The sequence below is a fragment of the Achromobacter sp. KK8 genome, assembly GCF_054188005.1.
Window position 1 is genome coordinate 3,037,766 of record NZ_CM135178.1, and the last position, 20,842, is coordinate 3,058,607.

Here is a 20,842-nt window from a genome sequence, read left to right on the forward strand (position 1 = left end):
AGCAATGGTAACGGACCGGCGCGCCGTCAGCCATGGCGGGCGAGGCTGTCGCCCGGCGCCTGGTCGCGTTCCTGCATGCCGTAGTCGCGCAGCACCTGGGCAACGCGCAGGCGATAGTTGGCGAACACGCCGCCCCGTCCTGCCTCCTGGGCGCGGCGGTGGGATTCCAGCGTGCGCCAGCGCTTGACCGCATCTTCGTCGCGCCAGAACGACAGCGACAGCAGCTTGCCCGGCGTGGCCAGGCTCTGGAAGCGTTCGACCGAGATGAAACCGTCGATCGTCTTCAGTTCGTCGATCAGGCCCGCGGCGATGTTCAGATAGGGCGCGGGGTCGCCGGCGGCGGGTTCGACTTCGAATATCACGGCGATCATGGGGTGGGCTCCTCGGTGAAATCAAATTGGGGAATGCGGGCATTGGGCAGGGGGCGGTAGCGAAAGCGCGCCACCAGGGCGGCGTCGTCGACGCCGGCCCGCAGCAGATGGACCAGCGCGCCGGCCGCATCGCGGCGCGCCGCGTCGCGCCCGGGGCATGCATGGCCCTGGGCGCCGAAGGTCCAGTGCGCCTCGGGCTGCGCCATGGCCGCCGCGGCCAGCACCAGCAGCACGGTCTCGCCGGCCTGCATGAGCTGGCCTTCCAGTTCGATGGGGCCGGCCAGGAAGCGGCGGGTGTTGTGAATGGGAGGATCGTGCCGCAGCGTCGCGTCGACCAGTTCCCATGCCTGCGCCAGCGTCAGGGCGGCGCCGGCGCGCTGGCGGCCCGCCCGCAGCAGCGCATTGCCCAGCAGGCCGGCGCCGGCTTCACAGGACTGGAACAGCAGGCCCGCCAGATTGGCGGCCAGCAGCGCCGGCTCCAGGCCGGCATCGGCGCCCTGGCCGCGCAGCTCGCGCAAGGCCGGGCTGGCGGCGCGATCGTCCAGGTGGGCGCCCAACCGTGCCAGGAGGCGCTCGGCGGCCGTGTGCCCTGCGGCGACCCGGTCTTCAGGCGCGGCCGGCGGCAGGGCCGCGAGGAACGCGCCGACCTCGCGCGCGCAGTCGGCGGCCACGGCGCCGGGCAGTCCGAGGGCACAGGCTTGCGCAAAAACGGGCGCGGCATGCAGGTAGCGGTCAATGGCGCCGGCCGATCCGGTGTCCATCTCCAGCCGCGGCCAGTCGGGTGCGGGCGCCAGCGGCGCCTGCCGCGCCAGGAACGCGCGGAACAACGCCTTGAGACGGGCCTGGCGCGGACCATCGTTCATCCGCAGGAAGCGGCCGAACAGCAGGCCCGCCGGTCCCGCGGCGATGCCCCTGGGCACCGGTTCGGCCATGGGCCGCACGCGGGCGGCGGGATGACGCATGATGTCGCGGATCGTCCCCGGGGCGCTGGCCACCCACAGGCCCAGCCGGGCGTCCCTGTACAGCGGCCGGTCACGGGCCAGGGCGGCGTAATAGGGATAGGGATCGGCGTGCGTGACCGCCTGCAGCGGATCGGTCGGGAAAGGCGTGGACATGGGCGGCGCGGCGGGTGGAGGGCAGGCCAGTATCGCCGCGTCGCGCCCTCGACGATTCGGCCGCGGCCGAACTATGCCTGCATGCTGTCGGCCAGCAGCGCGGCGTAGCCGGCGCGCGAGTCCGGCCATTGCAGCGCCAGCCCGCTGGCGCGCAGGCGGGCGTTGCTGAGCTTCTTGCTGCCCACGCCCGCGGGCGCCGGGCCGTCGGCTGGCAAAGGCGCGCCGATCATCCGCGCCAGTTCGGCATAGAGTTCATGCAGCGGCAGGGGGGTGTCGTCGCAGCCGATGTAGACCGGCGATGCCTCCGGCAGCAACGCCACGTGCGCGATGGCGGCCGCGGCGTCGTCGATGTGGATGCGATTGGCCCAGTGCGGCGGCTCGACCGGCGCGCTGGCCTTGCCCGCGCGCAACCGCTCGAGCAACTGGAGGCGGCCGGGACCATAGAGGCCCGCAAACCGCAAGGTAGTGTGCGGGATCGCGCGCGCGGCAAGCGTCGCTTCGGCCTCGAGCAGGATGCGGCCGTTGAAGCCCTGGGGCGCGGTCGGGGTGTCTTCGTCGACCCAGTCGCCGTGATGTTCGCCATACACCGCGCTGGATGACACGAACACGATGCGCTCGACGCGGTTCGTGTCGAGCGCATCCAGCACGTGGTTCAGTCCGTCGACGAACACGCCGCGATAGGCGGCCGGATCGCGCGCGCCGGCGGTGGCCACATGGATCACGCGGGTGATGCCCGCCGGCAAGGCCGGCAGGCCGTCGGGGCGGGTGATGTCGCCTTGCAGCCAGTGGATGCCGCTGCTGTCGTGCGCCGGTGGATGGCGGCGCAGCGCGTAGACCGCGTCGCCGCGCGCCAGCAGGCGGCGCGCGGCGCGCTGGCCGAGGTCGCCGCAACCGATGAACAGCACGCGTTCCGCCATGGCCGGGCGCCTGCTACATGCCGCTGTAGACCGGCCCTTCGCCGCCTTGCGGCGCCACCCAGACGATGTTCTGGGTCGGGTCCTTGATGTCGCAGGTCTTGCAGTGCACGCAGTTCTGCGCGTTGATCTGCAGGCGATCGTCGCCGTGATCGTCCTTGACGAACTCGTAGACGCCGGCCGGACAGTAGCGCGATTCCGGGCCGCCGTACTTGGCCAGGTTGACCTGCACCGGCACCGAGGGATCCTTCAGCGTCAGGTGGACGGGTTCATTCTCGTCATGGTTGGTGTTGGAGATGAACACCGAGCTGAGCTTGTCGAAGGTCAGCTTGCCGTCGGGCTTGGGATAGTCGATGCGGGCGCACTGCGAGGCCGGCTGCAGGCAGGCGTGATCCGGCTTGCTGTGGCGCAGCGTCCAGGGCATCTTGCCCTTGAACACCAGTTGCTCGATGCCGGTCATCAGCGTGGCCACGGTGCGGCCCTTCTTGAACCACTGCTTGAAGTTGCGCGCCTTGTTCAGTTCGGCGTGCAGCCAGGAATTCTTGAAGGCTTCCGGATAGGCCGCCAGTTCGTCGTGGCGGCGGTCGGCCACCAGCGCGTCGAACGCGGCTTCGGCTGCCAGCTTGCCGGACTTGATGGCGGCGTGGCTGCCCTTGATGCGCGAGGCGTTCAGGAAGCCGGCCTCACAGCCGACCAGCACGCCGCCGGGGAACGTCAGCTTGGGCAGCGACAGCAGGCCGCCGGCGGTGATGGCGCGCGCGCCGTAGGCAATGCGCTTGCCGCCTTCGAACGTGCCGCGGATGGCGGGGTGGGTCTTGTAGCGCTGGAATTCGTCGAACGGCGACAGCCAGGGGTTGGCGTAGTCCAGGCCGACGATCATGCCGACCGCGACCAGATTGTTGTCCAGGTGATAGAGGAACGAGCCGCCGTAGGTGTCGGCGTCCAGCGGCCAGCCGGCGGTGTGGATCACCAGGCCGGGCTTGGACTGGGCCGGGTCGACCTCCCACATTTCCTTGATGCCGATGCCGTAGGCCTGCGGGTCGCGGCCGTCGTCGAGCTTGTAGCGTTCGATCAACTGGCGGCCGAGCTGGCCGCGCGCGCCTTCGGCGAACACCGTGTAGCGCGCGTGCAGTTCCATGCCGGGCTGGTAGTGGGCGGTGTGGCTGCCGTCGCGGGCCACGCCCATGTCGCCGGTGGCCACGCCGCGCACGGCGCCGTTCTCGTCGTACAGCACCTCGACCGCGGCAAAGCCCGGGAAGATCTCGACGCCCAGCGCCTCGGCCTGTTCGCCCAGCCACTTGACCACGTCGCCCAGGCGGACGATGTAGTTGCCTTCATTGTGGAAACAGGGCGGCAGCAGCCAGTTGGGCGTGGCGCGTGCGCCGTTCTCGGACAGGAACAGGAACTTGTCCTGCGTCACGGGTACGTTCAGCGGCGCGCCCTTGTCCTTCCAGTCGGGGATCAGTTCGGTCAGCGCAAGCGGGTCCATCACGGCGCCGGACAGGATGTGGGCGCCCAGCTCGGCGCCTTTTTCCAGGACGCAGACGCCGATTTCCTGGTTCTTTTCAGCGGCCAGCTGCTTCAGACGGATAGCGGTGGCCAGACCGGCGGGACCCCCGCCAACCACGACCACGTCATATTCCATCGACTCGCGTTCAGACATTGCAAAGCTCCCCGTATGTATTCCATATATGGCTGGAAGTATTATCGACGATTGTATTGCAGGCGGAGACCTTGCACGTCTTCGCATTTCTTTCAGCCATCAGGAGTATTTGGTGAACCCGGACACACTGTCTGCGCGGATTCTGACGGTGGGCGATACCCACCAGGTGGATTTGCCTTTGCGTTGGGGCGATTCCGACGCCTTGAACCATCTCAACAACACGCTGTATTTCCGCCTCATGGAAGAGGCGCGCATGCAGATCCTGTATGACGCGGGCTTCGAATTGCCGGCCGACGACGGCGCCATTCTGGCCCACGCATCCTGCGATTTCCTGCGCCCGTTGACCTATCCGGCGACCGTGCGCGTGACGCACAAGGTGACGCGTATCGGCCGTTCCAGCGCCGAATTCGAGCTGCTGCTCGAGAAGGTCGGCGATGATGGCGGCCCATACGCCCGCGGCCGCAACGTACTGGTGTGGATGGATTACGTGGCCAATACGTCCGCCCCGTGGCCGCCCGAAGTGCTGGCGAAAATGGCCACGCAGTTCCAGCCGGCCGCCTAGCGCAAGGGAGCGGCGGCAGTCCGACTTCAATGCGGCGTTTGAAACGGCGCCCGCATTTGCCGGCCATGCCGTTAAAATCCACGACAGAACCACAATACGAATGACAGGGCGCGCCACCCTCGGCGCCGCGAACCAGCAGGCATCGGGCCACGCCGCGATGCCGCCGGGCCGCGAAACCGGCAGCCGCGCCCCAAGTAAAACAGGGTCCACCCAGGATCGCCCGCCTCCTTCTCGAGGCATGCGTTCCGGCAGGCGGGCGGACTCTCTTCAGTTCGACCTTAACTAGGAGTTGGAGCGATGGACAAGGTTTTTGCAAGCGCCCAGGAGGCGCTGGCAGGCATCGTCAAGGACGGCCAGATGATCGCCGTCGGCGGTTTCGGCCTCTGCGGCATTCCCGAGGCCCTGATCGCCGCGCTGCGCGATTCGGGCGTGAAGGATCTTACGTGCGTCAGCAACAACGCGGGCGTCGACGGCTTCGGCCTGGGCCAGCTGCTCAATACGCGCCAGGTCCGCAAGATGATTGCGTCGTACGTGGGCGAGAACAAGGAATTCGAACGCCAGTACCTGTCGGGCGAACTCGAGCTCGAATTCACGCCGCAGGGCACGCTGGCCGAGAAGCTGCGCGCTGGCGGCGCCGGCATCCCGGCCTTCTTCACCCGCACCGGCGTGGGCACCATCGTCGCCGACGGCAAGGAAATCCGCGAATTCGACGGCCAGCAATACGTGATGGAACGCTCGCTGGTGCCGGACGTGTCGCTGGTCAAGGCGCACATCGCCGACCGCAGCGGCAACCTGGTGTTCCGCAAGACGGCGCGCAACTTCAACCCGAACGTGGCGATGGCCGGCAAGTTCACCGTGGTCGAGGTCGAGCAGATCGTCGACACCGGCAGCCTGGACCCCGACCAGATCCACCTGCCCGGCATCTATGTGCACCGGATCGTGCTGAACGCCAATCCGGAAAAGCGCATCGAACAACGCACCACTCGCCCGGCCTAAGGAGAAGACGACATGGCATGGTCCCGCGATGAAATGGCGGCGCGCGCCGCGCGCGAGCTGCAAGACGGTTTTTACGTGAACCTGGGTATCGGCCTGCCGACCCTGGTGGCCAACCACGTGCCCAAGGGCGTCGAAGTCTGGCTGCAGTCCGAAAACGGCCTGCTGGGCATCGGCCCGTTCCCGACCGACGCCGAGGTCGACGCCGACCTGATCAACGCCGGCAAGCAGACGGTCACGACGCTGCCCGGCTCGTCGATCTTCTCGTCGGCCGACTCGTTCGCGATGATCCGCGGCGGCAAGATCAACCTGGCCATCCTGGGCGCGATGCAGGTGTCCGAAAAGGGCGACCTGGCCAACTGGATGATCCCGGGCAAGATGGTCAAGGGCATGGGCGGCGCGATGGACCTGGTGGCCGGTGTCGGCCGCGTGGTCGTGCTGATGGAACACGTGGCCAAGAAGAAAGACGGCACCGAGGACATCAAGCTGCTGCCCGAATGCAATCTGCCGCTGACCGGCGTGGGCGTGGTCGACCTGATCATCACCGACCTGGGCGTGATGGAAGTCACCGACAAGGGCCTGAAGCTGCTGGAAACGGCGCCGGGCGTCACCGTGGACGAGATCCAGTCCAAGACGCTCGCCAAGCTGGACGTGTCGGCCGTCAAGTAAGGCCCAGCTTCGCCACGACGAAACCGCCCCTGTCTGAACTGACCCCCGAAAGTTGGACGCAATCCAACCTTCGGGGGTTTTTCGCATGGCGAAGTACGAAGAGCAATTCAAGATCAAGGTGGTGCAGGCATACCTGCAAGGCACAGGCGGCTTCAAATCGGTGGGGCGCCGACACGATGTGCCGTACTCCATGGTTCGGCGGTGGGTCGAGAGCTTTCGAGCGCATGGCGTTGATGGGTTGCGCAGGCAATCTGGCTCGTACAGTGCGGCCTTCAAACAATCGGTGCTGATCAAGATCCGGCGCGAAGGTCTATCGGACACGCAGGCGGCGGTGTTGCTGGGGATTCGTCATACAGGGCACATTACGAAATGGCGCGCCCAGTATGATGCTGGGGGTATAGAGGCGCTGGCGCGCAAGCGCCCAGGAGCAAGCATGCCGCATAAGTACCCCCCAGAGCCGGTGTCCAAGGACATGACCAAGGAAGAACTCGAGCAAGAACTGGCGTATCTGCGCGCGGAGAACGATTACCTAAAAAAAATGAAGGCCTTGATCGAAGCGGAGAAGACCCGGGCGCTGGTTGGAAAGCGCAAGTGGTCCAAGGATTAAGGCCCAAGCATCCGCTGGCGCTATTGCTACGCGCAGCCAAGCTGTCGCGCAGCACGTTTTATTACCACCTGAAGTCGTTCAGAGCCGTGGACCCGTACACCGAGCTCAAGCAGCGCATCAGCGCGGTCTACGCCCGTCACAAGGGCCGCTACGGCTACCGCCGGATTACGGCGGTCTTGCGCCAGGCCGGCGAGCTAGTGAACCACAAGACCGTGCAGAAGCTGATGCAGGCGCTAGGCTTGAAGTCGCTGGTGCGCGCCAAGAAGTACCGGTCCTACCGAGGCCAATCGCACCACGTGGCGGCCAACGTGTTGGCGCGCGACTTCGAGGCGGCGCGTCCGAACCAAAAGTGGGTCACCGATGTGACCGAGTTCAACGTACGTGGCGAGAAGCTGTACCTGTCGCCGGTGATGGACCTGTACAACGGCGAGATCGTGGCCTACGAGACCAGCCGCCGGCCGGTGTTCAAGCTCGTGGGCAGCATGCTGAAGAAGGCGCTGGCGCGGCTGCTGCCGACGGAGCGTCCAGTGCTGCACTCCGATCAGGGCTGGCAGTACCAGCAGCAGAACTACAGGCGGATGCTGGCAGATAGATCGGTGACGCAAAGCATGTCACGCAAGGGAAACTGCCTGGACAATGCCGCCATGGAAAGCTTCTTCGGCACGCTCAAGGCCGAGTTCTTCCACCTGAACCGCTTCGAAAGCATCGACCAGTTGCAGACCGGTATCCGGCAATACATTTGTTACTACAATCACGATCGCATCAAGCTCAAGCTAAAAGGCCTGAGCCCGGTGCAATACCGAGTCCAGGCCTTCGGGCTTTAGCCGACCGTCCAACTTCTGGGGGTCAGTTCACAAGGGGCGTTTTTCATTTGGGACGGCGGCGGCCGGGATGGTCGTTCAGGCCGATTCCCGCAGCAGCATGCCGACGTGCGGGATGCCGTCCTCGATGTATTCGTCGGTCACCGGCACGAAGCCGTGGCCGCCGTAGTAGCCCTTGAGCCGGGCCTGCGCGCCCAGGTAGACCGGCGCGCCGGGCCACAGCCGCGCCACTTCGTCCTTGGCGCGGCGCATCAGCTCGTGGCCCAGGCCCGTGCCGCGTGCCGCAGGCGCCGTGATGACGCGGCCGATGACCGCCTGGCCGTCATTGAGCGCCGGTTCCAGCAGGCGGCAATAGGCCAGCAGCTCGCCGTTTTCCCATGCCATCAGGTGTTCCGTCTGCCCCAGCAGGTCCTTGCCGTCCAGGTCGAGGAAGACGCAATTCTGTTCCACCACGAAGACTTCCGAGCGCAGGCGCAGCACGGCGTACAGCTCGGCCAGGGTCAGTTCGGCGTGGGGTTTGCAGGTCCAGGCGGGCATTCGAGATAGTCCGAAAAGGGTGGGTGGGGCAGGGCGGTTAGCGTACCTCAAACCGACCCCGTTTCTTTTGATGCACTGTTACATAAATTCACGGGTATACCCTTAGTATGAAAATGAATTTTCTTATCTAAAATTTGTGTGTAAACAGATTTACATAAACCCCCGCTACGCTCCCCCTCCCACTTTCGATGAACAAGGCCGCACTCACGATTGCTGATCGGATCGCCCGGGCCCAGCCCGCGCTGAGCCGCAAGCAGCACAAGATGGCCGAGTACGTCCTGGCGCACCAGTTCCGCGTGGCCACGATGACCATCGACGAATTCGCGGCGGCGGCGGGGGTGTCGGTGGCGACCGCCAACCGGTTCGCGCGCGCCCTGGACCTGCCAGGCTATCCGCAATTCCGCGCCGAACTGGCGCGTGGTTTCGAAGCCGCGCTGGAACCGGTCGAGAAGCTGCGCACCGAGCTGGCGCATTCGGCCAGCGCGGTGCAGATCTTCGCCGCCACGCTCGAAGAAGACATCCGCAACGCCCAGCGCAACCTGCAGAGCCTGGACGCCGTCGCCTGTGAACAAGCGGTCCAGGCCATCCTGGCCGCCGACCGCGTCTTCATCATCGGCTTCGGCGCCAGTGGTTTCCTGGCCGGCATGCTGCAGCGCGGCCTGTGCATGCACCTGCATTCGGTCGAGTCGCTGGCCGGTCCGGGCGGCGTATCGCATGCGGCGCGCCAGATGTCGCGCATGACCAGCAAGGATCTGGTCATCGCGATCGGCTTTCCGCGCTACCTGGCCGACACCGTGACCCTGGCGGGCGCCGCCAAGCAGGCCGGCGTGCCGGTGCTGGTGCTGACCGACAAGCCCACCTCGCCGCTGGCGCCGACCGCGTCGGTGGTGCTGTACGCCGTGTCCACGCGCCAGCTGATCCCCAATTCCGAAACCGCCGCGCTGGGCCTGATCGAGGCCCTGTCGGCGGCGGTGGCCTATCGGGCCAAGAATTCCGTCGCGGCCGCCGCTGGGGTGACCCAGTCCGTGATGCCGTGGCTCATCCATGGAGTAGGTAAACGATGATTCAACCCGTGATCGCGATTCACGGTGGCGCCGGCGCGATGTCCCGCGCGGCCATGTCGCCCGAGAAAGAGCAGGAATACCTGAGCGCGCTCGAATCCATCCTGACCGCCGGCCAGGCCGTGCTGGCCCGTGGCGGCAGCGCGCTGGACGCGGTCACCGAAGCCGTGCGTCTCCTGGAAGATTGCCCGCTGTTCAACGCCGGCCATGGCGCCGTGTTCACCAGCGCCGGCACCCATGAGCTGGACGCCGCCATCATGGACGGCGCCACGCTGCGTTCGGGCGCCATCGCCAACGTCAACTGCGTGCGCAACCCGGTGTTCGCCGCGCGCAAGGTCATGGAAACCAGCAAGCACGTGCTGTTCGTGGGCGAGGGCGCCGAAACCTTCGCCAAGGACGCCGGTCTGGAAATCGTCGACCCGTCGTACTTCTCCACCGAGGCGCGCCGCGAGCAGTTGCTGCGCGTGCAGCGCGAAACGCCGGAAGCGGCGGTGCTGGACCACGACGGCCAGGCCATGGTCGCGCGCGGCCAGCCGGCGCCGGCCGATCCGCTGGATTCCGACAAGAAGTTCGGCACCGTGGGCGCCGTGGCGGTGGACGCGCAGGGCAACCTGGCCGCGGCCACCTCCACCGGCGGCATCACCAACAAGCAGGTCGGCCGCGTCGGCGACGCGCCGCTGATCGGCGCCGGCACCTACGCCAGCAACAAGACCTGCGCCGTGTCCACCACCGGCACCGGCGAGATGTTCATCCGCATGGTCGCCGCCTACGACGTGGCGGCCCAGATGGAATATTGCGGCGCGTCGCTGGAAGCGGCGGCGGACCGCGTCGTGATGGAAAAACTGCCCACCATCGGCGGCAAGGGCGGCCTGGTGGCCGTCGACGCCCAGGGCAATGTGGCCTTGCCGTTCAACACGGAAGGCATGTACCGCGGTTACGCCCGCGTCGGCGAGAAGCCGGTCACCGCCATCTACCGCTGAGCGGCGGCGGGCTTCGTTTTTGTCAGTTTTGGGGATTACTAGAGATATGGTTGATCGCGCAAACAGCCTGGCGCTGCCGGATAACCGCGTGGTCCAGGTCGACGACCTGACGGTGCGCTTCGTGGGTTCGGAGCGCACGGTCGAAGCCGTGCGCAACCTGTCGTTCCATGTGGACCGGGGCGAGACCCTGGCCATCGTGGGCGAATCGGGTTCGGGCAAGTCGGTGACGTCGCTGGCGCTGATGCGCCTGGTGGAACACGGCGGCGGCCGCATCGCCCAGGGCCGCATGGCCCTGCGCCGGCGCAACGGTTCCGTGATCGACCTGGTCGGCGCCAACCAGCGCACCATGCGCAACGTGCGCGGCGCCGACATGGCGATGATCTTCCAGGAGCCGATGACCTCCCTGAACCCGGTGTTCACGGCCGGCGACCAGATCGCCGAATCGATCCGCGAGCACCAGGGCATGGACGCCGCGGCCTCGCGCGCCGAGGCCCTGCGCATGCTGGAACAGGTGCGCATTCCGGAAGCCAAGTCGGTGCTGGACCGCTACCCGCACCAGTTGTCGGGCGGCATGCGCCAGCGCGTCATGATCGCCATGGCGCTGGCCTGCAAGCCGGCGCTGCTGATCGCCGACGAGCCCACCACCGCGCTGGACGTCACCATCCAGGCGCAGATCCTGCAACTGATCCGTCAGCTGCAGGAAGAAATGCACATGGGCGTGGTGTTCATCACCCACGACATGGGCGTGGTGGCCGAAGTGGCCGATCGCGTGCTGGTCATGTACCGCGGCGACAAGGTCGAGGAAGGCCCGTCGGCGTCGGTGTTCGCCACGCCCCAGCACGCCTATACCAAGGCGTTGCTGTCGGCCGTGCCGAAGCTGGGCGCGATGCAGGGCACCGACCTGCCGGCGCGTTTCCCGCTGTTGCAGGTGGACGGCCGTGCCCAGCCGGTGGCCGAGCCCGGCGCCGCCAGCACCCAGGAAGTGCCGGCCGAGCGTCGCGAGCCCATCCTGAGCGTGCGCAATCTGGTGACGCGCTTCGATCTGCGCGGCGGCATCATGAGCCGCGTGCAGCGCCGCGTGCATGCCGTCGAGAAGGTCAGCTTCGACCTGTACCCCGGCGAGACGCTGTCGCTGGTGGGCGAGTCCGGTTGCGGCAAGTCCACCACCGGCCGCTCGCTGCTGCGCCTGGTCGAAAGCCAGGGCGGCGAGATCCGCTTCGGCGGGCGCGACATCGTGCGCCTGAAGACATCCGAACTGCAATCCCTGCGCCGCGACATCCAGTTCGTGTTCCAGGATCCGTTCGCCTCGCTCGACCCGCGCGTCACGGTCGGTTTCTCGATCATGGAACCGTTGCTGGTGCACGGCGTGGCCAAGGGCAAGGAGGCTGAGCGGCGCGTGGCCGAACTGCTCGAGCGCGTCGGCCTGCCGCCCGAGATGGCGCAGCGCTATCCGCATGAATTCTCCGGCGGCCAGCGCCAGCGCATCTGTATCGCGCGCGCCCTGGCCCTGAACCCCAAGGTCGTGATCGCGGACGAATCGGTGTCGGCGCTGGACGTGTCGATCCAGGCGCAGATCGTCAACCTGCTGATCGACCTGCAGCGCGACATGGGCATTTCGTTCCTGTTCATTTCTCACGACATGGCCGTGGTCGAGCGCGTCAGCCATCGCGTGGCCGTGATGTACCTGGGGCAGATCGTCGAGATCGGCCCGCGCCGGGCCATTTTCGAGAACCCGCAGCACCCGTACACCAAGAAGCTGATGGCGGCCGTGCCGATCGCCGATCCGGCGCGCCGCCACATGAAGCGCACCTTGCTGTCCGATGAAATCCCCAGCCCGATCCGCAAGCTCGGCGACGAGCCGGTGGTGCAACCGCTGGTACAGGTAGGAACCGATCACTTCGTCGCCCGCCATGCGGTCGGCGGAGCGTATTGAGTCAGTTGTCGTACTTGTTTTTCTTCCACCAAACCCCCTAATTCCTCACGGAACCAGGAGTTGCAATGATGAAAGTTCTGCGCCCCACCAAGCTGATGGCCGCCGCCGCGGTGGCCTTCGGCGTGCTCACCTCGCCGCTGGCGCATGCTGCCAAGGACGTGACGTTTGCCGTCTCCATCGCGCTGGAAACGCTCGATCCGTACAACACCAACAGCACGCTGAACCAGGCGGCCGGCAAGGCCTACTACGAAGGCCTGTTCGAGTTCGACAAGGACCTGAAGGTCCAGAAGGTGCTGGCCACCGACTACACCGTCAGCGAAGACGGCCTGGTGTACACCTTCAAGCTGCGCGATGGCGTCAAGTTCCATGACGGCACGCCGTTCAACGCCGAAGCCGTCAAGATCAACTTCGACCGTCCGGCCAACCCCGACAACCGCCTGTCGCGCTACATCCAGTTCAGCGTCATCGAGAAGACCGAAGTGGTCGACCCGCTGACCGTCAAGATCACGCTGAAGAAGCCGTTCTCGGCCTTCATCAACGCGCTGGCCCACCCGGCCGCCATGATGATCTCGCCGGCCGCCCTGGCCAAGTACGGCAAGGAAATCGGCTTCCACCCGGTCGGCACCGGCCCGTTCGAATTCGTCGAATGGAAACCGGCCGAATACCTGAAGGTCAAGAAGTTCGACGGTTACTGGAAGAAGGGCTACCCGAAGGTCGACACCCTGACCTTCCGCACCGTGACCGACAACAACACCCGCGCCGCCGTGGTGCAGACAGGCGAAGCGCAATTCGCTTTCCCGGTGCCGTTCGAGCAGGCCGCCGTGCTGTCCAAGAACGACAAGCTGGATGTGGTCGACCACAAGAACTCGATCATGGCCCGCTACCTGTCGATGAACACGCAGCAAAAGCCGTTCGACAACGTCAAGGTGCGTGAAGCCATCAACTACGCCATCAACAAGGAAGCCCTGGCCAAGGTCGCTTTCTCGGGCTACGCCACCATCGTCGATGGCGTCGTGCCGCAAGGCGTGGACTTCGCCCACAAGACCGGCCCGTGGCCGTACGACATCAAGAAGGCCAAGGCCCTGCTGGCCGAAGCCGGCTACCCCAACGGCTTCGAAAGCCAGCTCTGGTCCGCCTACAACGACGGCACCTCGGTGAAGGTGGTGCAGTTCCTGCAGCAGCAACTGGCGCAAGTCGGCATCAAGGTGTCGGTGGAAGTGCTGGAATCGGGCCAGCGCGTGCAGCGCGTGCAACAGGTGCAAAAGCCTGAAGACGCCAAGGTCCGCATGTACTACGCCGGCTGGTCGTCCTCGACCGGCGAAGCCGACTGGGGCCTGCGTCCGCTGCTGACCACCGCGGCTTTCCCGCCGGTGCTCAACAACGTGTCGTACTACTCGAACAAGTCGGTTGACGACGGCATCCAGCAAGCCCTGGCCACGACCGACCGCGCCAAGAAGACCGAGATCTACAAGAACGTTCAGGAAACCATCTGGAAGGACGCCCCGTGGGCCTTCCTGGTGACCCAGAACAACCTGTACGTCAAGTCGAAGAACCTGTCGGGCGTGTACGTGGAACCGGACACCTCGTTCTGGTTCGGCGACATCGACCTGAAGCAGTAATCGCGCGGCGGTAACTCACGGGGCCGTTCGGCCCCTTGCAAGGCCACATACGGCGGGGACGCGGTGTCCCCGCCGATGTTGCAGGAATTTCAATGCTGACCTACATCGTCAAACGTCTTTTGGGCATGATCCCCACGCTGCTGCTGGTGGCCGTGGTCGTGTTCCTGTTTGTGCACATGCTTCCGGGCGACCCGGCGCGACTGGCCGCGGGCCAGGAGGCCGACCAGCAGACCGTCGAACTGGTGCGCAAGGAACTGGGGCTGGATCTGCCCCTGCCGCAGCAATTTGTGCGCTACTTCAGTCACATGCTGCAAGGCGACCTGGGTACCTCGCTGCGTACCAAGCGTCCCGTCTCGACCGAAATCGCCGATCGCTTCATGCCCACGCTGTGGCTGACCATCGCGAGCATGGTCTGGTCCGTCACCTTCGGCATGATCATCGGCATCGTGTCGGCCGTGTGGCGCAACCGCTGGCCCGACCGCCTCGGCATGACGCTGGCGGTGTCCGGCATCTCGTTCCCCGCCTTCGCGCTGGGCATGATGCTGATGCAGATCTTCTCCGTGAACCTGGGCTGGCTGCCGACCGTGGGCGCCTCCAGCTGGAAACACTACATCCTGCCGTCCATCACGCTGGGCGCGGCCGTGGCCGCGGTGATGGCGCGCTTCACCCGCGCGTCCTTCGTCGAAGTGGTGCAGGAAGACTTCGTGCGCACCGCCCGGGCCAAGGGCCTGAGCGAGCGCCGCGTGGTCATCAAGCACGCGCTGCGCAACGCGCTGATTCCTGTCGTCACCATGATGGGCCTGCAGTTCGGCTTCCTGCTGGGCGGCTCGATCGTGGTCGAGACGGTGTTCAACTGGCCCGGCCTCGGCCGCCTGCTGGTCGACGCCGTGACCCAGCGCGACTATCCGGTGATCCAGGGCCTGGTGCTGCTGTTCTCGCTGGAATTCATCCTGATCAACCTGATTGTCGACGTGCTCTACGGCGTCATCAATCCCAGCATCCGTTACAAGTGAGGCGGCCATGAGCAATACGACACCCGCCGCAACCGTTGCCGCCGCCGTGCCCAAGAACGACGTGCGCACGCCCGCCACCGAGTTCTGGCGCAAATTCAAGAAGCAGAAGCTGGCCGTGGGCGCCGGCGTCTTCGTCCTGCTGCTGGTCGTGGTGGCGATCCTCGCCCCCTGGATCGTGCCGTTCGACCCGGAGAACTTCTTCGACTACGACGCGCTCAACGCCGGTCCGTCCTGGACGCACTGGCTGGGCGTGGACTCGCTCGGCCGCGACATCTTCAGCCGCATCATCATGGGCGCGCGCATCTCGCTGGCCGCCGGCTTCCTGTCGGTCGCCATGGGCGCCATCGTCGGTACCTTCATGGGCCTGATGGCCGGCTACTACGAAGGCTGGTGGGAACGCATCACGATGCGTATCTCCGACGTGCTGCTGGCGTTCCCCGGCATGCTGCTGGCCATCGGCGTGGTCGCGATCCTGGGTTCGAGCATGGTCAACGTGATCGTGGCCGTGGCCGTGTTCAGCGTGCCGGCGTTCGCCCGCCTGGTGCGCGGCAACACGCTGTCGATCAAGCAGATGACCTACGTCGAAGCGGTCAAGAGCGTGGGCGCGTCCGACTGGACCATCATCATGCGCCACATCCTGCCCGGCACGATCTCGCCGATCGTGGTGTACGGCACGATGCGTATCGGCACCTCGATCATCACCGCGGCCAGCCTGTCGTTCCTGGGCATGGGCGCTTCGCCCCCCACGCCGGAGTGGGGCGCGATGCTGAACGAGGCGCGTGCCGACATGGTGATCGCCCCGCATGTGGCGATCTTCCCGGCGCTGGCGATCTTCCTGACCGTGCTGGCGTTCAACCTGCTGGGCGACGGCCTGCGCGACGCGCTCGATCCCAAGATCGACCGCAAGTAACCGCCAAGCGGATGATGGCCGCCGCGCCGGCCGCCCTTCGGGGCGCGGCGCGCCCCATTGATCCCCTTGCCGCCGCCCGCGTCCGGGCGCCCGCCTCGCGGCGCGCGCCACGGTCGCGCGGGACGGCGGCATTTTGCATTCTGGAGCGTGGCGACACGCAGCGACAAGCATGGAAAAACAAGCGTTCGACCAACCCCGCATCGGCAAGCTGGACGCCGGCCCGCTCGATTCGATCTGCGACGTGGGCGACATCAGCGTCGGCCACTGCACGCTGGACGATGGCGCGCTGCAGACCGGCGTGACCGTGCTGCGTCCGCACGGCGGCAACCCGTTCCTGGACAAGGTGCCGGCGGCCGCCACGGTGCTGAACGGCTTCGGCAAGAGCACCGGCCTGGTCCAGGTGCAGGAACTGGGCGTGCTGGAAACGCCGATCGCGCTGACCAACACCTTCGGCGTGGGCACCGTGGCCAACGCCCAGATCCGCGCGGCGGTGGCGGCCACGCCCGAGATCGGCCGCGGCATGTCGACGGTCAATCCGCTGGTCTTCGAATGCAACGACGGCTACCTGAATGACATCCAGGCCATGGCGGTGCAGGAGTCGCACTACGCCCAGGCGCTGGCCGCCGCGGACAAGCGCATGGCGCAGGGCGCGGTCGGCGCAGGCCGCGGCATGTCGTGCTTTTCCTTCAAGGGCGGCATCGGCTCAGCCTCGCGCGTGGCCTCGATCCAGCCGGGCCTGCGCCATACCGTGGGCGCGCTGGTGCTGGCCAATTTTGGCCGCCTGCCCAACCTGACGGTGGCGGGCCGGCCCTTTGGCCGGCGGCTGGCGGACCAGTTGGACCGCGGCCTGGCGCAGGCCGGCGAGAACGCCGCCATCGTGCCGGAGAAGGGATCTATCATCCTGCTGGTGGCCACCGACGCGCCGCTCGACGCGCGCCAGCTGCGCCGCCTGTCGCTGCGCGCCGGCGCCGGCCTGGCCCGCACCGGCTCGGTGTTCGGCCATGGCAGCGGCGACATCGCGCTGGCGTTCTCCACCGCATACACCGTGCCGCAACAGGCCGAGCGGCCGATGCCGGCCATCGCCATGCTGCACGAGACCCGCATCGATCCGCTGTTCGAGGCGGCGGCCGAGGCCTGCGAGCAGGCCATCATTGCCGCGCTGTGGCAGGCCGAGGGCGTGCGCGGCCGCGACGGCCATCACCGCGCCGCCATCCGCGAGGCCGCGCCCGACTGGCGCCAATGGCTGGCCGACACCGAATTCTGAATCCTACGAAGGCACACTCCATGAAGATCCTGATTTCCACCGATATCGAAGGCGTCGCCGGCGTCTTCCACGCCGAACAAGTGCGCGCCGGCAACGGCGAATACGAGCGTGCCCGCGCCTGGATGACGGCCGAGGCCAACGCCGCCGTGCAGGGCGCCATCGCCGGCGGCGCCGAAGAGATCCTGGTCAACGATTCGCACGGCGGTTTCCGCAACCTGCTGCCGGACGGCATCGACGAACGCGCCCGCCTGGTGCTGGGCAAGCCGCGCTACCTGGGCATGATGGGCGGCCTGGAAGAGGGCTGCGACGCCGTCTTCATGATCGGCTACCACTCGCGCTCGCAGGGCCGCGGCATCCTGGCGCACACCATCAACAGCTTTGCCTTCGCGCGCGTCTTCATCAACGGCATGGAACTGGGCGAGGCCGGCCTGTACGGCGCGCTGGCCGGTGAAATGGGCGTGCCCGTCATCCTGGCCACCGGCGACGACGTGTTCATCGCCGAGACCACCGACCTGTTCCCCGGCGCCCAGTGGGTGCAGACCAAGGTGGCGCATGGCCAGGGCAGCGGCGTGACGCTGTCGCCGGCGGCCTCGCGCCGCGCGATCGCCGCCGCCGCCGAGACCGCGGTGCGCAACGTGAAGAAGGCGGTTCCGTTCCGCATCCCCGCCCCTATAGAATGCCGGTTGCAGACGCAGTCGTCGGCCCTGGCCGACCTGTTCTGCATGTGGCCCACGCTGGAGCGCGTGGACGGCGTGACGCTGCGGTTCACCACGGACAGCATGCAGGCCGCCATCCGCACCCTGAACAGCCTGGCCGCCATGTCCTTCATGTTGCGCTAAGGAAACCCATGTCCAGCACCGACACCCGTATCGCCCAACTGCGGCAGGCCATGCGCCGCCGCGGCCTGTCCGCCTATATCGTGCCGTCCTCGGATCCGCACCTGTCCGAGTACCTGCCGGCGCGCTGGCAGGGCCGGCGCTGGCTGTCGGGCTTCACGGGCTCGGTGGGCACGCTGGTCGTGACGGCCGATTTCGCCGGGTTGTGGGTCGACAGCCGCTATTGGGTGCAGGCCGAGGCGCAACTGGCCGGCACCGGCGTGCAGCTGATGAAGATCGCCGTCGCCACCACGCCGGGCCATGTGGACTGGCTGGCCGCCAACACCCGCGTCGGCGACGTCATCGGCGTCGATGGGCAGGTGCTGGGCCTGGCCGCGTTCCGCGCGCTGTCGGCGGCCGCCGCCGCATCGGGCGCGACGCTGGAAATCCGCGCCGACCTGCTGGACGACATCTGGACGGACCGCGCCGGCCTGCCGTCGGCCGCGATCTACGAACACGTGGCGCCGCAGGCCTGTGTCGCGCGCGCCGACAAGCTGGCCCAGGTGCGCGCCGCCATGCGCGCCCACGGCGCCGACGTGCATTTCATCAGCACGCTCGATGACATCGCCTGGCTCCTGAACCTGCGCGGCGCCGACGTCGACTACAACCCGGTGTTCGTCGGCCACGCCCTGATCGGCCTGGACCACGCCACGCTGTTCGTGGCCGACGGCAAGATCGACGCCGCGCTGCGCGCCACGCTGGCCGCCGATGGCGTCGAGGTGGCCGATTACGCCCAGGCCGCCGACGCGCTGGCCTCGCTCGAACTGGACCAGAAGCTGCTGATCGACCCGGCCCGCGTCACCTGCGGCGTGTTCCACGCGATGGATCCGGCCGTGCCGCGCGTCGAGGCGATCAACCCGTCCACGCTGCTCAAGTCGCGCAAGACCGACGCCGAGTTGGCCAACGTGCGCCACGCCATGGCGCAGGACGGCGCCGCCCTGTGCGAGTTCTTCGCCTGGTTCGAAGGCGCGCTGGGCAACCAGCGCATCACCGAGCTGACCATCGACGAGCAGATCACCGCCGCCCGCGCGCGCCGCCCGGATTACGTCTGCCCCAGCTTCGCCACCATCGCCGGCTTCAACGCCAACGGCGCCATGCCGCACTACCGCGCCACGGCCGAGTCGCACGCCACCATCGAGGGCGACGGCCTGTTGCTGATCGACTCGGGCGGCCAGTACCTGGGCGGCACCACCGACATCACCCGCGTGGTCGCGGTGGGCGCGCCCAGCGCCGACCAGAAAGTCGACTTCACGCTGGTGCTCAAGGGCATGATCGCGCTGTCGCGCGCCTCGTTCCCGCGCGGCACGCCGTCGCCGATGCTGGACGCCATCGCGCGCGCCCCGATCTGGGAAGGTGGCGCCGAATATGGCCACGGCACCGGCCACGGCGTGGGCTATTTCCTGAACGTGCACGAAGGTCCGCAGGTCATCTCCTACCGCGCGGCCCCCGGCCCGCACACGGCGATGGAACCGGGCATGATCACGTCCAACGAACCGGGCATCTACCGCCCGGGCCGCTGGGGCGTGCGCATCGAGAACCTGGTGGCCAACCGCGCCTGGCTGACGTCCGAACTGGGCGAGTTCCTGTGTTTCGAGACGCTGACGCTGTGCCCGATCGACACGCGCTGCATCGAACCGTCGCTGCTGCGCGCGGATGAAATCGCGTGGCTGAACGACTATCACAAGACCGTGCTCGAGCGCCTGTCGCCGCTGGTGGAAGGCGAGGCCCTGGCTTGGCTGGAGCGGCGCACCGCGGCCATCTGATCGCTGTTTCCGACCATGGAAAAAGGCCCCTCGGGGCCTTTTTCCATGGCATGCGCGCCATCGCGCGGCGCTCACGCTCAGGCCGAGGCGCTCTCCGGCGGCGTCCGGCGGCGGTAGAACAGCCGGGCGCCGAGATAGCAGCTCAGCGCCAGCAGCACGCTGTAGATCAGCACCGACACCACCGAGGTCGTGTACGACGCGGCCGCGCGCATCAGCTGGCTCCAGGTCATGGTCCAGATGATCAAAAGCGCCAGGCCGATTCCCAGCGCCTGGGTCAGCCAGAAGGCGAAGGTGCCGTGGGCGATGGCGCGGCCCATGCCGGCCGTGCCGAGCGCTTGCGGCAGGCTGCGCAGGCAGACCCATGCGGCCAGCGCCAGCAGCAACGCGGGCACTATCCAGTAGCCGATCGCGTGTTCCAGCATGCCGGCCGATCCCGCATCGCTCATGAAGTACAGGCCGATCACCAGCGCGACGTGCAACTGCCACAGCAGCAGCGTCAGCGCGGCGATCCACGCGGCGTGGCGCCGCTGCAGGAACGGCGCCTGCGTGGCGGCGACGGGCGTGACGCTCCAGGCCGCGATGCGCACCGCCAGCCAGCTGCCCAGGATGGTGAGCAGGATGGCGCACAGCTTGGGCGGCAGGGCCATCAGCAGCATGCGGCGGGTGCCGTAATAGCCGAAGGCCTGGTCCACCCATTCCTTGTGCCTGACGATGAGCGCGTAGAAGCCGTGATTCAGCAACGCCAGGCCGGTCGAGATCAGCACGAACAGCACCAGCGAGACCACCAGCAGCACGGCCACCATCCGGCCCGGGCGGTCGACGCCGCCCGCGTTGTGCCGGCGCAGCCAGCGCTGCGTGGCGCCCCAGGTGGTCAGGCCGACCAGGATGCAGCCGGCGACGATGTTCACGACCGTGCTCGCCACCATGTCGGGCCGGGCAAACGCCTCGCGCGTCAGCGCGGCCAGCGGTCCGGCGCTTATCAGGTAGAGCTGGACCAGGATGGCGCCCAGCAGCTGTAGGCCGACGGCGGCCGTGGTCAGGCGCCTGGCCAGCGCGTTCGGGTGTGCGGTCGGAAGGTTCATCGGCAGGGGGCCTAGGGACGAGAAAATCGGGGACGACCATAGCATGAAGGTCGCCGCCACGGCATTTCGGTCTTCGGCGCGAGTGCAGCC

Annotated in this window: 19 protein-coding genes; 13 read left to right on the forward strand and 6 right to left on the reverse strand. The window is 67.2% G+C overall.

All coding sequences use genetic code 11. From position 1 onward, the window contains the following. Window positions 1-26: 26 nt before the first annotated feature. From ACVN9Z_RS14050 to ACVN9Z_RS14065, 4 genes are all read right to left on the reverse strand, one after another. Window positions 27-371, reverse strand: coding sequence for an antibiotic biosynthesis monooxygenase family protein (locus tag ACVN9Z_RS14050; RefSeq protein ID WP_054480869.1), 345 nt, complete (start codon window positions 369-371; stop codon window positions 27-29). Continuing rightward, complete coding sequence (locus tag ACVN9Z_RS14055) at window positions 368-1,486, reverse strand: cytochrome P450 family protein (RefSeq protein WP_049051186.1); 1,119 nt, start codon at window positions 1,484-1,486, stop codon at window positions 368-370. The genes ACVN9Z_RS14050 and ACVN9Z_RS14055 overlap by 4 nt, the downstream gene beginning before the upstream one ends. Before the next feature lie 71 nt (window positions 1,487-1,557). After that, a complete protein-coding gene (locus ACVN9Z_RS14060; RefSeq protein WP_006389327.1) occupies window positions 1,558-2,403 on the reverse strand; it encodes an NAD-dependent epimerase/dehydratase family protein in 846 nt (281 codons plus the stop codon). A gap of 13 nt (window positions 2,404-2,416) precedes the next feature. Further along, window positions 2,417-4,063, reverse strand: a complete 1,647-nt coding sequence (locus ACVN9Z_RS14065) for an electron transfer flavoprotein-ubiquinone oxidoreductase (RefSeq protein ID WP_006389328.1) — start codon at window positions 4,061-4,063, stop codon at window positions 2,417-2,419. Between the two features lie 112 nt (window positions 4,064-4,175). Between ACVN9Z_RS14065 and ACVN9Z_RS14070 the strand changes: the two genes are divergently transcribed. From ACVN9Z_RS14070 to ACVN9Z_RS14085, 4 genes are all read left to right on the forward strand, one after another. Next, window positions 4,176-4,625, forward strand: a complete 450-nt coding sequence (locus tag ACVN9Z_RS14070) for an acyl-CoA thioesterase (RefSeq protein WP_026382551.1) — start codon at window positions 4,176-4,178, stop codon at window positions 4,623-4,625. Between the two features lie 297 nt (window positions 4,626-4,922). After that, window positions 4,923-5,621: a CoA transferase subunit A gene (locus tag ACVN9Z_RS14075; RefSeq protein WP_006389330.1), complete on the forward strand. Its 699-nt coding sequence runs from the start codon at window positions 4,923-4,925 to the stop codon at window positions 5,619-5,621. 12 nt (window positions 5,622-5,633) lie between these two features. Continuing rightward, on the forward strand, window positions 5,634-6,287 hold the full coding sequence (locus ACVN9Z_RS14080; protein WP_006389331.1) for a CoA transferase subunit B: 654 nt from the start codon (window positions 5,634-5,636) through the stop codon (window positions 6,285-6,287). An 85-nt stretch (window positions 6,288-6,372) separates the two neighbouring features. Beyond that, window positions 6,373-7,718, forward strand: a protein-coding gene (locus ACVN9Z_RS14085; protein ID WP_458212536.1) for an IS3 family transposase whose coding sequence is annotated in 2 segments (ribosomal slippage) — window positions 6,373-6,837 and window positions 6,840-7,718 — 1,344 coding nt in all. Because the reading frame shifts where the segments join, the coding sequence is not laid out codon by codon here. A 75-nt stretch (window positions 7,719-7,793) separates the two neighbouring features. Here ACVN9Z_RS14085 and ACVN9Z_RS14090 read toward each other — a convergent pair. Next, window positions 7,794-8,252, reverse strand: a complete 459-nt coding sequence (locus ACVN9Z_RS14090; protein WP_006389332.1) for a GNAT family N-acetyltransferase — start codon at window positions 8,250-8,252, stop codon at window positions 7,794-7,796. 188 nt (window positions 8,253-8,440) lie between these two features. Between ACVN9Z_RS14090 and ACVN9Z_RS14095 the strand changes: the two genes are divergently transcribed. From ACVN9Z_RS14095 to ACVN9Z_RS14135, 9 genes are all read left to right on the forward strand, one after another. Beyond that, window positions 8,441-9,316, forward strand: coding sequence for a MurR/RpiR family transcriptional regulator (locus tag ACVN9Z_RS14095; protein ID WP_054499392.1), 876 nt, complete (start codon window positions 8,441-8,443; stop codon window positions 9,314-9,316). Then, a complete protein-coding gene (locus tag ACVN9Z_RS14100; RefSeq protein ID WP_049052545.1) occupies window positions 9,313-10,293 on the forward strand; it encodes an isoaspartyl peptidase/L-asparaginase family protein in 981 nt (326 codons plus the stop codon). The genes ACVN9Z_RS14095 and ACVN9Z_RS14100 overlap by 4 nt, the downstream gene beginning before the upstream one ends. Window positions 10,294-10,339: 46 nt before the next feature. Next, window positions 10,340-12,226 carry a dipeptide ABC transporter ATP-binding protein gene (locus tag ACVN9Z_RS14105; RefSeq protein ID WP_054437421.1) on the forward strand — a complete coding sequence of 629 codons (1,887 nt, stop codon included), beginning with the start codon at window positions 10,340-10,342 and terminating at the stop codon, window positions 12,224-12,226. A 65-nt stretch (window positions 12,227-12,291) separates the two neighbouring features. Next, window positions 12,292-13,845, forward strand: coding sequence for a glutathione ABC transporter substrate-binding protein GsiB (gene gsiB, locus ACVN9Z_RS14110; RefSeq protein WP_006389336.1), 1,554 nt, complete (start codon window positions 12,292-12,294; stop codon window positions 13,843-13,845). Window positions 13,846-13,937: 92 nt separating this feature from the next. Further along, on the forward strand, window positions 13,938-14,858 hold the full coding sequence (gene gsiC, locus ACVN9Z_RS14115; RefSeq protein WP_006389337.1) for a glutathione ABC transporter permease GsiC: 921 nt from the start codon (window positions 13,938-13,940) through the stop codon (window positions 14,856-14,858). 7 nt (window positions 14,859-14,865) lie between these two features. Continuing rightward, window positions 14,866-15,768, forward strand: a complete 903-nt coding sequence (gene gsiD / locus ACVN9Z_RS14120; RefSeq protein ID WP_020924658.1) for a glutathione ABC transporter permease GsiD — start codon at window positions 14,866-14,868, stop codon at window positions 15,766-15,768. A 169-nt stretch (window positions 15,769-15,937) separates the two neighbouring features. After that, window positions 15,938-17,032: a DmpA family aminopeptidase gene (locus ACVN9Z_RS14125; protein ID WP_006389339.1), complete on the forward strand. Its 1,095-nt coding sequence runs from the start codon at window positions 15,938-15,940 to the stop codon at window positions 17,030-17,032. Between the two features lie 20 nt (window positions 17,033-17,052). Beyond that, window positions 17,053-17,871, forward strand: coding sequence for a M55 family metallopeptidase (locus tag ACVN9Z_RS14130; RefSeq protein WP_020924656.1), 819 nt, complete (start codon window positions 17,053-17,055; stop codon window positions 17,869-17,871). An 8-nt stretch (window positions 17,872-17,879) separates the two neighbouring features. Then, complete coding sequence (locus ACVN9Z_RS14135) at window positions 17,880-19,670, forward strand: aminopeptidase P family protein (RefSeq protein WP_049055385.1); 1,791 nt, start codon at window positions 17,880-17,882, stop codon at window positions 19,668-19,670. Between the two features lie 77 nt (window positions 19,671-19,747). Here ACVN9Z_RS14135 and ACVN9Z_RS14140 read toward each other — a convergent pair whose 3' ends face one another. Further along, window positions 19,748-20,752 (reverse strand): hypothetical protein, encoded by a 1,005-nt coding sequence (locus ACVN9Z_RS14140; protein ID WP_053498729.1) that lies wholly within the window; start codon window positions 20,750-20,752, stop codon window positions 19,748-19,750. Window positions 20,753-20,842: the final 90 nt, after the last annotated feature.